Origin of the sequence: Ammoniphilus sp. CFH 90114, from assembly GCF_004123195.1 — a bacterium.
GTDB lineage: Bacteria > Bacillota > Bacilli > Aneurinibacillales > RAOX-1 > YIM-78166.
Genome location: NZ_SDLI01000003.1, coordinates 21,325 through 35,607, shown reverse-complemented (window position 1 = coordinate 35,607; position 14,283 = coordinate 21,325). Strand labels below are relative to the sequence as shown.

Below are 14,283 nucleotides of genomic sequence, written 5' to 3'. Positions count from 1 at the left end.
GTGAATGAGCGGTCAGTCAGAATGGGTTCGAATGCGGATAAGAGGGGGCAAACTCATGACGAAAAGCGTGATTGTTAGTGCGGCTAGAACACCTTTCGGAAAGTTTGGCGGGGTCTTGAAGGATCTGTCTGCGGTTGATTTAGGGGCAGTTGTAATTAAGGAAGTGTTAGAACGAGCCGGACTCGTTGGAGATCATGTGGATGAAGTTATTATGGGAATGGTCGTGCAAGCTGGCGCCGGGCAGATCCCCTCTCGACAAGCCGCACACAAGGCTGGACTCCCTTGGGAAGTTCAGACGGAAACCATAAATAAGGTTTGTGCTTCTGGACTTCGCGCGGTTACGCTGGCCGATCAAATCATTCGTGCGGGTGATGCTGAAGTCATTGTGGCTGGTGGGATGGAAAGTATGAGCAACATTCCGTATGCCATGCCGAATGGTCGCTGGGGCGCCCGCATGGGGGATGCGACGTTGAAGGATTTGATGGTTTCCGATGGATTGACCTGTGCTTTTACGGATCTACATATGGCTGTTCACGGAAGTACGGTGGCCGCGGAGTACAGTATACCACGTGCAGATCAGGATGCGTGGGCCCTACGCAGCCATCAGAGAGCGGTTCGTGCGTTAGAAGAAGGCAAGTTTAAAGAAGAGATCGTCCCTGTGACCATACCGCAAAGAAAGGGGCCATCGCTGGTTATCGATACGGATGAGGCTCCGAGAAAGGATACGAACTTAGAGAGTCTAGCTCGACTGAAACCCATTTTCGTCAAGGATGGTACGGTCACAGCAGGGAATGCCCCTGGAGTTAATGATGGTGCCGGGGCTCTCCTCATCATGTCGGAGGAGAAAGCAGCAGCACTCGGAAAGAAACCTCTAGCTACAATACTGGGTCATGCTGCCGTAGGTCAAGAAGCCCCTTATATTGCTACCACGCCTGGACTTGCGATCCAGAAGTTATTAACGAAGACGGGATACTGCTTAGAAGAGATAGATTTATTTGAAGTCAATGAGGCCTTCGCAGCCGTGACGTTGACTAGTGGAAAGATCGTTGGATGGGACCCGGAAAAAGTAAATGTAAACGGTGGAGCCATTGCTCTCGGGCACCCGATCGGAGCGAGTGGAGCTAGAATTGTTACTACGCTCGTTTATGAGTTGCACCGACGTGGTGGAGGGCTTGGAATCGCTGCGATCTGCAGCGGAGCTGCACAAGGAGACGCTATTTTAGTTAAAGTAGAAGCTTGAAACGAATCGGTACAAAGGGGAGCAAACTAAATGCGAATTGAAAAACTAATGGTGATTGGTGCAGGTCAGATGGGGAGTGGTATTGCCCAAGTAGCGGCAGCGGCTGGGCTTCAAGTTTTACTTAACGATCTGAAACTAGAATTTGTAGAGAAGGGTCTAGCGGGTATCAAGAAAAACCTCTCACGCGATGTTTCTAAGGGTCGAAAAACGCAAGAAGAAGCAAACGCCATCTTGACACGGATGCAATCATCCACGGACATCAACGATGCCAGGGAAGTGGATTTTGTCGTAGAAGCTGTTATTGAGAACATGGAAATTAAGGGAGAGCTGTTTAAAAAGTTAGATGAAATATGTCCTTCTCATGCGATTTTAGCAAGCAATACGTCATCTCTGCCCATTACCGAGATTGCCGCAGTAACTCGTCGCCCGGAGAAAGTGATCGGGATGCACTTTATGAATCCGGTACCGGTCATGAAGCTGATTGAGGTCATCCGTGGACTGGCAACCTCAGATGAGACGTATGCAACGGTAGAGGATCTATCCAAGAAAATGGGGAAAGTCCCGGTCGAAGTCAATGATTTTCCAGGCTTTGTGTCCAATCGGATCCTGTTGCCGATGATTAACGAGGCGATCTACTGCGTTCACGAAGGAGTGGCCACTCCGGAAGCAGTAGATGAGGTGATGAAGCTTGGAATGAACCATCCCATGGGACCTCTTCAGTTAGCTGATTTTATCGGTTTAGATACATGTCTTTACATTATGGAAGTGTTGCATGATGGGTTAGGAGACTCGAAGTATCGACCATGCCCATTACTTAGAAAGTATGTCAAGGCAGGTTGGTTAGGGAAAAAGTCTGGCCGAGGGTTCTATATCTACGAATAATGCATGCGAAAGGGGAAACGGATATGGAACTCGCGTTTACAGATGAACAAGAAATGATGCGCAAGATGGTCCGAGATTTCGCCCAAAACGAAATAGCCCCAATCGTTCAACATATGGAAGAGACGGATGAGTACCCATTGGCATTGGTACGCAAGATGGGGGAATACGGCCTGATGGGTATTCCTATCCCTGAAGAATACGGTGGAGCAGGTATGGACTTCACCTCTTATATTCTTGCAATCCATGAGATCTCGAAGATCAGTGCAACCGTGGGAGTTATTCTATCTGTTCACACCTCGGTTGGTACGAATCCCATACTGTACTTCGGGACGGAAATGCAAAAGAAAAGATACATCCCCAAACTAGCTGCTGGGAACTTCATTGGGGCGTTTGCATTAACAGAACCTGGTTCTGGTTCTGATGCGGTAAGGATGCGGACAACAGCGGTGAAGCAAGGGGATAACTACATCCTAAATGGCTCAAAGATCTTTATTACAAATGCAGGCGCTGCGGATGTGTATATCACCTTTGCTGTGACTAACCCAGGTATTGGAGTAAAAGGCATTTCGGCTTTTATCGTGGAAAAAGACACTCCAGGCTTTAAGGTAGGGAAGAAAGAGAAGAAGATGGGGTTGCATGGTTCGAATACATGCGAGTTGATCTTTGAAAATGCTGTAGTCCCAGCTGAAAATCTGTTGGGGGAAGAGGGAGAAGGCTTTCATATCGCGATGTCTAATTTGGACAATGGCCGTATTGGAATAGCCGCACAAGGGCTCGGGATAGCCGAGGCGGCTTTGGAATACTCTGTTCGTTATGCCAAGGATCGCGTGCAGTTTGGAAGGCCAATTGCTTCTAACCAAGCTATTGCGTTTAAGATCGCCAACCTAGCTACTCAAGTAGAAGCGGCAAAACTATTGGTGTATCGCGCAGCAGATCTGCGAAATCGAGGTTTGAAGTGTGGAAAAGAGGCTTCTATGGCCAAGTGCTTTGCTACCGATACAGCGATGAAGTCGGCGATTGAGGCTGTTCAAGTTTTTGGCGGGTATGGCTATACTCGCGAATATCCGGTTGAGAGACTGTTCCGAGATGCTAAGGTCACTCAAATATATGAAGGAACGAATGAAATTCAGCGTTTGGTTATTTCTAAGTATCTATTAGAGAATTAAATTCAGCGGGGGAGAGGGGAAGTTCATGGATTTTTTATTATCGGAAGAACATCAAATGATGCAAAAGATGGTCCGTGATTTTGCCGTGAATGAGTGTGGTCCGACAGCAGCTGAGAGGGATGAAGAGGAGAGATGGGATATGGCCATCTGGCACAAGATGGCGGAGCTTGGGATGTGTGGAATCCCGTGGCCGGAGGAGTACGGCGGCGCAGGGTTTGATTACTTAAGCTATGTCCTTGCCATTGAGGAGCTATCTCGTGTGGATTCATCCGTAGGAGTGACACTTTCCGCACATACCTCTCTTGCTTGTTGGCCTATCTATAAGTTTGGAACGGAAGAGCAGAAACAAAAATACTTGCGAGCGATGGCCGAAGGTCGCAGTATGGGAGCTTACTGCTTAACGGAAGCGGGCTCAGGCTCGGATGCTGCGGGAATGAAGACGACAGCAGTCTTGGAAGGAGAAGAATACATCTTAAACGGCTCCAAGATGTTTATAACCAATGGAAGCCATGCCGATATTTTTGTTGTTTTTGCCCAAACCAACCCAGCCCTTAAGCATAAAGGCATCGCGGCATTCATCGTAGAAAGAAATTTTCCTGGCTTTTCTGTAGGAAAGAAAGAAAAGAAGTTAGGCATTCGTTCCTCTTCTACAACAGAAGTGATTATGGAAAACTGTCGCGTTCCCAAGGGGAATCTGTTAGGGCAAGTGGGAGAGGGCTTTAAGATTGCGATGATGACCTTAGATGGAGGGCGGAATGGGATAGCGGCTCAAGCTCTAGGAATTGCCCAAGGAGCCTTAGACGCTTCGCTTGAATACGCGAAGGAACGAAACCAATTTGGCAAGCCCATTGCGAAGCAGCAAGCCATTCAATTCAAGCTTGCAGATATGGCCACCAAGATTGAGGCGGCTCGCTTGCTCACCTATCAAGCGGCTTGGCGTGAAGATCAAAACTTGTCCTACGGATTGCAATCAGCGATGTCTAAGCTTTTTGCTGGAGACATAGCGATGGAAGTGACGGTAGAAGCGGTGCAGGTGTTTGGGGGGTACGGGTATACGCGTGAATATCCCGTTGAGCGTTTTATGAGAGATGCGAAGATCACGCAAATCTATGAGGGAACGAATGAGATTCAACGCATCGTCATTTCTAATTATCTTTTAAAAGATTAACGACTGGGAGGGGGACTTTTTTTAGGTACCCTCCCTCTGGTAAATGCTAATACCCCCTTGGCTTCTCGAGTTGGTTAGGGGTATAGTGGATATACGACCTAACGCTCAGTCGAAGAAATAAGAGAAAAGAGGGGGAAAAAGAGGTTGACTAGCGGTAGAAAAAGCATTCCATCCTTAGTAAAGGATCAAAAATTAGTAGAAAAACGAAGAGAGCAGATTGTCGAAGCGGCTGTTAATTTATTTATATCTAAAGGTTTTCACAAGACGACTACAAGAGAAATTGCGCGTGCATCCGGTTTTAGTATCGGAACGCTTTATGAATATATTGAATCCAAGGAAGATGTGTTGTATTTGGTTTGTGATTCTATCCACTCGGAAGTGGAAAAGAAAATGGAGGAAGCGATGGTAGAGTCTCGCACAGGCGCCGAAACATTGCGACATGCGATCAAGGGAATTTTTCATGTGATGGATGACGTGGATGACAAGGTGTTGTTGATCTATCAAGAAATTAAATCTCTCCCAAGCGAACCCATGCAATATGTGCTAGATCGAGAAGAAAAAATAACTGAATTTTTCGAACGTATTATATTGAAAGGGATTTCTGACGGCTCCCTTCATATCCATCCGGAAGCTGTAAAATTAATGGCTCACAATATTGTCGTCTTCGCCGAAATGTGGACGTTCCGCAGATGGGCTCTGCGCAAGCACTACACATTGGAGCAATACGTGGACATCCAGACCAGTCTGCTGTTAAACGAGGTTCATGCAGTGAAGAATTAGCAGGGAAGAGTGAGGTGGCTTATGGATGGAAACAGAGATCTATCGCCCAAGGCAACATGTTCGCTTTGTGACGGCTGCTGCATTATTTGATGGTCATGATGCTTCGATAAATATCATGCGGCGAATTTTGCAGGCCTCTGGTGTGGAGGTCATTCATCTTGGACATAATCGGGCCGTTGATGAGATTGTGACCGCTGCAATTCAAGAGGATGCACAAGCCATTGCTGTAAGCTCGTATCAAGGTGGACATGTCGAGTACCTCAAGTATATGTATGATTTGCTTCAAGAAAAGGGAGCGGGCCATATTAAGATTTTCGCAGGTGGGGGCGGAGTCATTATCCCGTCCGAGATGAAAGAGCTCCATGCGTATGGGATTGCGAAGGTCTTTTCTCCTGACGATGGCCGGATATTAGGCCTGCAAGGGATGATTAATCATATGGTGCGCGAGTCAGACCGACCCACACCGAAACAGCTGGAACAAGCGTTAGAGCTGCTTAAAGAGCAGAATTGGGGAGCGATCGCTAGTCTAATTACATTAGCAGAAGAATTAGCAGAAGGCGAAAAGCCGGATGATACACTAGCAACCACGTTAGAGAAAATTCAAGAAATGGTTGCTGCTACTGTCCCTGTACTTGGAATAACAGGAACAGGAGGAGCAGGGAAAAGCTCTTTAACAGATGAGTTAGTTCGACGTTACCTTGAACACTTCCCTAATCGATCCGTTGCGATTATTTCGGTGGATCCTTCCAAGCAAAAGACAGGTGGAGCCTTGCTTGGCGACCGAATTCGTATGAATGCAATTAACAGCCCTAGGGTTTATATGCGCAGTCTGGCAACACGGGGCTCTAAGAGTGAGCTGAGTGCTGCCACCAAGGAAGCGGTAAATATCGTTAAAGCAGCAGGCTATGATTTCGTTATCGTGGAGACGAGTGGAATTGGTCAGGGGGATTCCAGCATTGTGGATCTAGTGGATGTCTCGATGTACGTGATGACGAGCGAGTTCGGGGCGGCTACTCAGCTGGAGAAGATCGATATGATTGATTATGCTGACCTGATCGTAATCAATAAGTTTGAACGACGAGGGTCTGAAGATGCTCTCCGCGATGTGCGCAAGCAATTTAAGAGAAGCCGTAATGTATTCGATTTGGCAGATGAAGATGTCCCTGTTTTTGGTACGATTGCCAGCCAGTTTAATGATCAAGGAACGAATATTTTATTTGCCAACCTCATGAAAACGATAGAGACAAAGGTAGGGGGAAGCTGGTCTACTTCTCTAGATGCGAAGGTTAGTAAAGTGACCAAGAAAAACATGATTATCCCTCCAGAGAGAGTACAGTACTTAGGAGAGATTGTTTATACGATTCGCCAGTATAAGAAGTTTACTGAAGAGCAAGTGGGATATGCTCGTAAGCTTTTTCAGTTGCGCGGGACTCGAGAGCTTTTTGCTGGGGATGCAGAATTTGTATCGAAGCTAGAAGAGATGATTGCTTTTTATGAGGGTAAACTTCACCCTGAGTGCAAACAGTTCCTTGAAAGCTGGCCAAGACTGAAGAAAGCTTATACGAAGGATCAATTTATCACTCAGATTCGGGATGGAAAGTTAATTACCGAGCTTTTTACCGAGACGCTCTCAGGCAATAAGATTCCAAAGATTAGCTTGCCCAAATATGAGGACTTGGGTGAGTTGTTGCTGTGGGCAATGAAGGAAAATTTGCCAGGCTACTTTCCGTATACGGCAGGAGTATTTCCGTTCAAGCGAACGAATGAGGATCCGAAGCGAATGTTTGCGGGTGTTGGGACACCTGACCGGACGAATCGTCGATTTCACTTTCTCTGTGAGGGTGAGGAAGCCAAGCGGCTATCGACAGCATTTGATAGTGTGACTCTATATGGGCAAGATCCGGATTATCGCCCTGATATCTATGGGAAAATTGGCAATAGTGGTGTAAGCGTATGCACACTGGATGATATGAAAAAGCTGTTTGCAGGGTTTGATCTCTGTCACCCTTCTACAAGTGTATCGATGACGATTAATGGTCCAGCTCCTATTATCCTAGCCATGTATATGAATACAGCTATTACGCAGCAACTCAAGCGGTTTGTGCAGGAGAACGGTCGCGAACCCCATCCGGAAGAGGCAGAAAAGATCAAGGATGATACGTTAGGTGTCGTACGGGGCACGGTTCAGGCTGATATTTTAAAAGAAGACCAAGGACAAAACACTTGTATTTTCTCTACCGAGTTTGCTTTGAAAATGATGGGAGATATACAGGAGTACTTCATCGAAAAGAAGGTTCGCAACTATTATTCTGTTTCCATCAGCGGTTATCATATTGCTGAAGCCGGAGCAAACCCGATATCTCAGTTGTCATTCACCCTTGCGAATGGCTTTACTTTTGTGGAGTATTACCTAAGCCGAGGTATGCACATTGATGATTTTGCTCCGAACTTATCGTTTTTCTTTAGTAATGGCCTTGACCCAGAGTATACTGTACTCGGGCGTGTCGCTCGTCGAATCTGGTCTACTGTGATGAAGCACAAGTACAATGGGAATGAACGAAGCCAAAAGTTGAAGTACCATATTCAGACTTCAGGTCGATCCCTCCATGCCCAAGAAATGGACTTTAATGATATCCGCACAACGCTGCAAGCGTTGATTGCCATCTATGATAATTGCAACTCGCTGCATACGAATGCCTATGATGAAGCCGTTACAACTCCAACAGAAAATTCTGTGCGACGGGCTATGGCGATTCAGATGATTATTAATAAGGAGTTCGGGTTAGCGAAGAATGAGAATCCACTGCAAGGGTCGTTCATTATCGATGAGCTTACAGACTTGGTAGAGGAAGCCGTGATGGCTGAGTTTGAGCGGATCAATCATCGCGGAGGGGTCTTAGGTGCGATGGAAACCCAATATCAGAGGGGGAAGATTCAAGAGGAATCTCTTTTTTATGAGCACAAGAAGCACACGGGAGAGCTGCCGATTATCGGGGTGAACACGTTTTTTAATCCGACTGCGGATGAAAGTGCCTATGAGATTGAATTAGCTCGCTCTACGGAAGAAGAAAAGGAAACTCAAATTCGCAATCTTCGGTCCTTCTGGGAACAGCATAAAGATGTGGCGCCGGCTGCTTTGGAACGCTTGAAAAACACAGCTCGTGCAAATGGGAATCTGTTTGCGGAATTGATGGAGACGGTGAAAGTGGCTTCCTTAGGCCAGATTACGAAGGCTCTATACGAAGTAGGAGGGCAGTATCGAAGGAATATGTAACGGAAAAAGCTTGGCGGGCGCCAAGCTTTTGTATAAACCTGTTGCCAAAAGGAGAAAAAGAAAAGGGGAAGAGTAGGCTAAGGATGAGTCGGACATAGGAACCTTTATCTTCCTAGAAATCCTCTCGTGGATAGTTTTTCCGGACACAGAATCCGCTATTTGCTCCAAAACAGGTAAAAGAGCGCGTGTTTTTAACAAATAAAGGAACGTATGTCCGATTGACCTTAATTCCAAGCCGTTTTTACCCAAATAAGGTACCTGATGTCCGCGAACGTAGGAATCCCTAATTAATTTTCTTAATTACCCCTCTGGTGAAGACTTCAATAAGTTGCTCATGGCTAGAACCGGGTACGACAAGGTAGGTTCCCGGACTAAGATGTTCAATTGCACCGAACTTAACAAGGGACTCATTAAATTCCTGTCCATTGGCTACTAGACCTGCGTCCTGGACAGCTTGTGCCAGTTGAAGGGCATTCATTCCGGGCTCGAACGTAAAGGGTATCGCTTCTGTCAACTGCTTCTTCAGCTCTTCATTTTCTTGTTGAAGGGAGGCAATCTTCGCTTCTAGTTCAGCTTTTTCTTTTTCCCAGTCGCTTAGGGGCTTGTCAACTTCGGCTTCTTGCGGTTCAATGATGTTCTCTTGAGACTCTGGCTCCTCTTTAGAAGAAAAGGCCTCATATACCGTCGGATTAGACTCCGGTTCATGTTCTTTATTCAATTTAAATTCATAAATATAGCCCGAGACGGAAATCAGGATCAAAAGAAAAAAGGATAAGGTTAATACAGGTTTCTTCTTCTTTGGGCTAGTTGGACGAGGTCGAGAGGTTTCCCGAATGACTTTTCCTGTGTGACGGATGTCCTTCAGGATCCAGCAGTCCTTGGCCTCGCTAATGGTTACGGTATAGGTTAGTCCCTTATAATCTAAGCTAAGAGTGAAAATCGTCTCGAATACATCTTCGGCGATCTCGTCAATGACACCCTCTTCGAGTGCTTTAATAGTGGTTGCACCAGGAGCAAAGCCCTGAAGAAAGGGGGCAGGTCGCTCGGAAACAGTCTTAGACAGGATAATAGGCTTGGATTTTGCCTTGAGCAGTTTACCAAATGTAGAGCCTATGGAAGAGTATATGCTGTACGTCATTGTAACTCCTTTTTCAACTCTATTGTATATACTTGATATTGTACCATACATAAAACTGAAAAAGATGCGAGGAAATGTTTGACACTAGTACTATTTTATATAAAAATAGGAATACTAGATGAATAGAATTTTTTCTAGAAGGGAAGTGCGGATCTTGGCAAATCAAACAGAGCAGGACAAATGGCAGGAAGTTGCTCTTGTAGATATTTCTTACGAGGTATTAGATCGTGCAAGCAAGACCATGAACTACAAGGAAATCTTTAAGGATGCAGCCAACTTAAAGGGGCTTACCGATGAAGAACTAATGGAGCTTGTTCCGCAAGTATATACGGAGATGAACCTGGATGGCCGATTCATCTGTATCAGCGCCGGTGAATGGGGACTCAAGAAGTGGTACACTACAGAGGCGATTGAAGAATCCATTGAGGCCTTGGCAAGAGCGAAGGGTATCGATGATGATGACGATGATTATGGCTTCGATGATGAAGAAATTACAGATGAAGATTTCACAGAGATCGAGGACTACGATAATCCTGATGAAGACGAAGAAGTAGATGATGAAGAGGTTGAAGAAGAAGAAGACCTAGAATTTGAAGAAGAGGAAGATGGCGAGTTCGAAGAGGAAGGCGACGATGAATTTGCCGATGATGAAGAGGGAGATGACGTCGACGAAGAGGACGACGATAAATAGGCTCAACCTAAGTTAATTTTTCCTTGACAACAAGTTGTTTCCTTATGTAGAATTCTCGATGGGCTAATTAATGGTATCGAAAGAAATAAGAAACAAAAGTGCCCCTTACCGACTTAGAGGTTTGGGAGTATCTTTTGTTTTTTTTTTGTTTAACTTGCAAAAGATAGAAACTAATGACATGTTGGATCATGCAGAAAAGAGGGGTAGCTATGGCAAAGTACATTTTCGTCACGGGAGGAGTTGTTTCTTCTCTTGGTAAGGGTATTACGGCAGCGTCGTTAGGTCGACTGCTTAAGAACAGAGGACTGCGGGTCACGATGCAGAAGCTAGATCCGTACATCAACATTGATCCAGGTACAATGAGTCCGTATCAGCATGGAGAAGTTTTTGTTACCGATGACGGAGCAGAGACGGACTTGGACTTGGGCCACTACGAGCGCTTTATCGATGTTAACCTGAATTCCAACAGCAATGTGACAACAGGGAAGATTTATTCTTCTGTCATTAATAAGGAACGCCGTGGAGATTATCTAGGTGGAACGGTTCAAGTTATTCCACACATCACGAATGAAATTAAAGAGAGAGTGTTCCGTGCTGGACGTACAGGAGATGTGGATGTGGTCTTGACGGAAATCGGGGGAACGGTAGGGGATATCGAGAGCTTACCATTCTTAGAAGCGATTCGTCAGATTAAGAGCGATATCGGTCGGGAAAATGTGATGTACATCCACTGCAGCTTGATTCCTTATCTTTCTGCTGCAGGAGAATTAAAGACGAAACCTACTCAGCACAGTGTAAAAGAGCTTCGCAGCTTAGGAATTCAACCGAATGTCGTGGTTTGCCGAACAGAGCAGCCTCTCTCTCAAGATATGAAGGATAAATTAGCACTGTTCTGCGATATCGATCCGAAGGCGGTTATTGAAGCACGCGATGCGGAGACGCTATATGAAGTTCCGTTAATGATGAAGGAACAAGGCTTAGATGACTATGTGGTGAAACACTTGGGTCTGCAGGCAGGCGAACCGGATATGACCGAGTGGGAGGAGTTAGTCCGTAAGGTTAAGAATCTTACAGATACGACTCGAATTGCCATTGTTGGTAAGTATGTAGCGCTTCACGATGCTTATCTCAGCGTAGCAGAAGCCTTATACCATGCTGGATTTGATAATGGAACAGATATAGATATCAAGTGGGTGGATGCCGAAGAGGTAACTCCGGACAACGTTCAGGAAATGTTGGGAGATGTGGACGGAATCTTAGTACCGGGCGGATTTGGTGATCGCGGAGTGGAAGGGAAGATTACTGCTGCTCGTTTTGCTCGTGAGAATAAAGTTCCTTTCCTTGGGATTTGCCTAGGTATGCAAATTGCCTGCATAGAGTATGCTCGTCACGTCCTGGGATACGAGGGAGCCAACAGTTCGGAGATTAACCCTGATACGAAGTATCCGGTCATTGACTTGCTACCAGAACAAAAGGATATTGAAAACCTTGGGGGTACGATGCGTCTAGGCCTTTCTCCTTGCAAGGTGGAAGAAGAAAGCTTAGTTTATCATGCTTACGAGAGTACCTTAATCTACGAGCGCCATCGTCACCGTTACGAGTTTAACAATGAGTACCGTGAAGAGATGAAGAAGGCTGGATTCCGTTTCAGTGGAACTTCTCCTGACGGACGCTTAGTAGAGTGCATTGAAGTTGTGGATCATCCATGGTATGTGGCTACACAGTTCCATCCGGAGTTTACCTCTCGTCCGAACCGTCCACAACCGTTATTCCGTAAGTTTGTACAAGCTTCTAAGCAATTAAAGCAATAAATTCAGATTTTTTTAGCAGGAATTTTCTACCTCTACGACGAATGTAAGAGATGGTGTTTAGAAAAAAAGATGGAACTCGTTTTCCAATCACGTCATAGAGGAGGAACAGCAGGTATGTCTCAGAACAAGGTACTTATTGTAGACGATCAGTATGGAATTCGCGTGCTTCTTTATGAAGTGTTTGGCAAGGAAGGGTACGAAACCTTCCAAGCAGCCAACGGTAAGGAAGCTCTGGACATTGTGACGAAGCAATCGCCTGACTTGGTAATCTTAGATATGAAGATCCCAGGGATGGATGGACTCGAGATATTGAAGGAAATTAAAAAGATTGATAAGAGCATTAAGGTTATCATGATGACTGCATACGGTGAACTGGACATGATAAAGGAAGCCACTGAACTTGGCGCTATTACCCATTTCACCAAGCCGTTTGACATTGATGAACTTAGATTGGCGGTTAAGAGCCAATTGGCTGTGTAAGAACAACTCCTGGGAAAGCAACATGTCTTTCCCATCCTGTTAAAGAAAGAACCATTTTTAGGAGGATCGATCATGCCGTTAGTGTCGATGAGAGAAATGCTGAACAAAGCTGTAGAAGGAAAGTATGCTGTAGGGCAGTTTAACTTGAATAACCTAGAGTTTACCCAAGCCATTCTTCAAGCAGCGAAAGAAGAGAACTCTCCAGTAATCCTTGGAGTCAGTGAAGGTGCTGCTCGTTATATGGGTGGATTCAAGACGGTTGTCGCTATGGTGAAGGCTCTTATGGAAGAGTACCAGGTGAATGTACCCGTAGCGATTCACTTAGATCACGGTTCATCTTTCGAAAAATGCGTTGAAGCGATGTACGCTGGATTTACATCCGTTATGATTGATGGATCCCATCATCCGCTTGAAGAGAACATTGCCTTAACGAAGAAGGTTGTAGATGTTGCTCATACCTTAGGAATTTCCGTAGAAGCTGAATTAGGACGCATTGGTGGACAAGAGGACGACTTGATTGTTGATGACGCGGAAGCTGCTTATGCGGTACCTGCTGAATGTGATCAGTTAGTCCGCGAAACAGGCGTAGATTGCTTTGCTCCGGCTCTGGGATCTGTTCACGGACCTTACAAGGGTGAGCCAAATCTAGGATTTGACCGTATGGAAGAGATCCAAAAGCTTACAGGTGTACCTTTAGTTTTACACGGAGGAACAGGTATTCCAACAAAGGATATTGGGCGTGCGATTTCCTTAGGGACAGCTAAAATCAATGTAAACACCGAGAACCAAATGGCATCTGCCGCAACGGTTCGTAAGGTTCTAGCTGAGAAGCCAAATGAGTATGATCCACGCAAATACTTAGGTCCTGCTCGCGAAACGATTAAGGAAACGGTAAAAGCGAAGATGCGCGAATTCGGAAGCAGCAATCAAGCGTAAACCAAACCAGGAGGAACGCAATGAAATTTTTCATCGATACGGCGAATGTTAATGAAATCCGTGAAGTGAATAGTTGGGGAGTACTGGCTGGAGTTACGACCAATCCTTCTCTTGTGGCTAAGGAAGGGCGGGATTTCATTGAGAACCTCAAGGAGATCATTGAAATCGTAGATGGCCCAATTAGTGCTGAAGTGATTAGTACAGAAGCAGAGGGCATGATTGAAGAAGGGGAAAAGCTGGCTTCTTTATCGAAGAACATTGTCATTAAGGTTCCGATGACAGCAGAAGGTCTTAAGGCTGTTAAGCATTTCGCAAGCAAACAAATTAAGACGAATGTGACGCTTGTCTTTTCCGCTAATCAAGCCTTACTGGCTGCTCGAGCTGGTGCGACTTATGTTTCACCGTTCTTGGGGCGCCTAGATGATATCGGTCAGGATGGGCTATTGCTGATCTCCGATATTGTTGACATTTTCAATGCTCATGGTTTGGAGACGGAGATTATCTCAGCGAGTATTCGTCATCCTATTCATGTCACAGAAGCAGCGAAAATGGGAGCTCATATCGCAACTATCCCGCATAAGGTGTTTGAGCAGATGCTGAAGCATCCTTTAACAGATCAAGGGATTGAAAAATTCTTGGCTGATTGGGAGAATGCAAAAAAATAAGAAGTTAATTGGAGCCCATGGGGCACCTCAAACAAGCTATAAATTTCGACAG

The 14,283-nt window shown here is 45.6% G+C and carries 12 protein-coding genes; 11 read left to right on the top strand and 1 reads right to left on the bottom strand.

Going from position 1 to position 14,283, the window contains the following annotated elements; translation table 11 throughout:
* Positions 1-55: 55 nt before the first annotated feature.
* From EIZ39_RS07855 to icmF, 6 genes are all read left to right on the top strand, one after another.
* On the top strand, positions 56-1,240 hold the full coding sequence (locus EIZ39_RS07855) for an acetyl-CoA C-acetyltransferase (RefSeq protein ID WP_129199240.1): 1,185 nt from the start codon (positions 56-58) through the stop codon (positions 1,238-1,240).
* Positions 1,241-1,270: 30 nt separating this feature from the next.
* Positions 1,271-2,122 carry a 3-hydroxybutyryl-CoA dehydrogenase gene (locus EIZ39_RS07850; protein ID WP_129199238.1) on the top strand — a complete coding sequence of 284 codons (852 nt, stop codon included), beginning with the start codon at positions 1,271-1,273 and terminating at the stop codon, positions 2,120-2,122.
* Between the two features lie 23 nt (positions 2,123-2,145).
* The gene (locus tag EIZ39_RS07845; RefSeq protein ID WP_129199236.1) at positions 2,146-3,288 is read left to right on the top strand and encodes an acyl-CoA dehydrogenase; all 1,143 of its coding nucleotides are present in this window, start codon (positions 2,146-2,148) and stop codon (positions 3,286-3,288) included.
* Positions 3,289-3,313: 25 nt separating this feature from the next.
* Positions 3,314-4,456 (top strand): acyl-CoA dehydrogenase, encoded by a 1,143-nt coding sequence (locus EIZ39_RS07840; protein ID WP_129199233.1) that lies wholly within the window; start codon positions 3,314-3,316, stop codon positions 4,454-4,456.
* Positions 4,457-4,600: 144 nt separating this feature from the next.
* On the top strand, positions 4,601-5,236 hold the full coding sequence (locus EIZ39_RS07835; protein WP_129199232.1) for a TetR/AcrR family transcriptional regulator: 636 nt from the start codon (positions 4,601-4,603) through the stop codon (positions 5,234-5,236).
* Positions 5,237-5,261: 25 nt separating this feature from the next.
* Positions 5,262-8,510: a fused isobutyryl-CoA mutase/GTPase IcmF gene (gene icmF / locus EIZ39_RS07830; RefSeq protein ID WP_129199230.1), complete on the top strand. Its 3,249-nt coding sequence runs from the start codon at positions 5,262-5,264 to the stop codon at positions 8,508-8,510.
* Between the two features lie 283 nt (positions 8,511-8,793).
* On the opposite strand, the gene EIZ39_RS07825 is transcribed toward icmF, so the two are convergent.
* Positions 8,794-9,648, bottom strand: a complete 855-nt coding sequence (locus tag EIZ39_RS07825; RefSeq protein ID WP_129199228.1) for a hypothetical protein — start codon at positions 9,646-9,648, stop codon at positions 8,794-8,796.
* Positions 9,649-9,802: 154 nt separating this feature from the next.
* Here EIZ39_RS07825 and rpoE point away from each other — a divergent pair, with 154 nt between their 5' ends.
* The 5 genes from rpoE to fsa all read left to right on the top strand — a co-directional run bounded on the left by rpoE (position 9,803) and on the right by fsa (position 14,231).
* Positions 9,803-10,339, top strand: coding sequence for a DNA-directed RNA polymerase subunit delta (rpoE, locus tag EIZ39_RS07820; RefSeq protein ID WP_164984967.1), 537 nt, complete (start codon positions 9,803-9,805; stop codon positions 10,337-10,339).
* A gap of 209 nt (positions 10,340-10,548) precedes the next feature.
* A complete protein-coding gene (locus EIZ39_RS07815) occupies positions 10,549-12,150 on the top strand; it encodes a CTP synthase (protein ID WP_129199224.1) in 1,602 nt (533 codons plus the stop codon).
* Between the two features lie 114 nt (positions 12,151-12,264).
* The gene (locus tag EIZ39_RS07810) at positions 12,265-12,630 is read left to right on the top strand and encodes a response regulator (protein WP_129199222.1); all 366 of its coding nucleotides are present in this window, start codon (positions 12,265-12,267) and stop codon (positions 12,628-12,630) included.
* Positions 12,631-12,702: 72 nt separating this feature from the next.
* Positions 12,703-13,566, top strand: a complete 864-nt coding sequence (gene fba, locus EIZ39_RS07805; RefSeq protein WP_129199220.1) for a class II fructose-1,6-bisphosphate aldolase — start codon at positions 12,703-12,705, stop codon at positions 13,564-13,566.
* 20 nt (positions 13,567-13,586) lie between these two features.
* Complete coding sequence (gene fsa, locus EIZ39_RS07800) at positions 13,587-14,231, top strand: fructose-6-phosphate aldolase (protein WP_129199218.1); 645 nt, start codon at positions 13,587-13,589, stop codon at positions 14,229-14,231.
* The last annotated feature ends 52 nt before the right edge of the window (positions 14,232-14,283 follow it).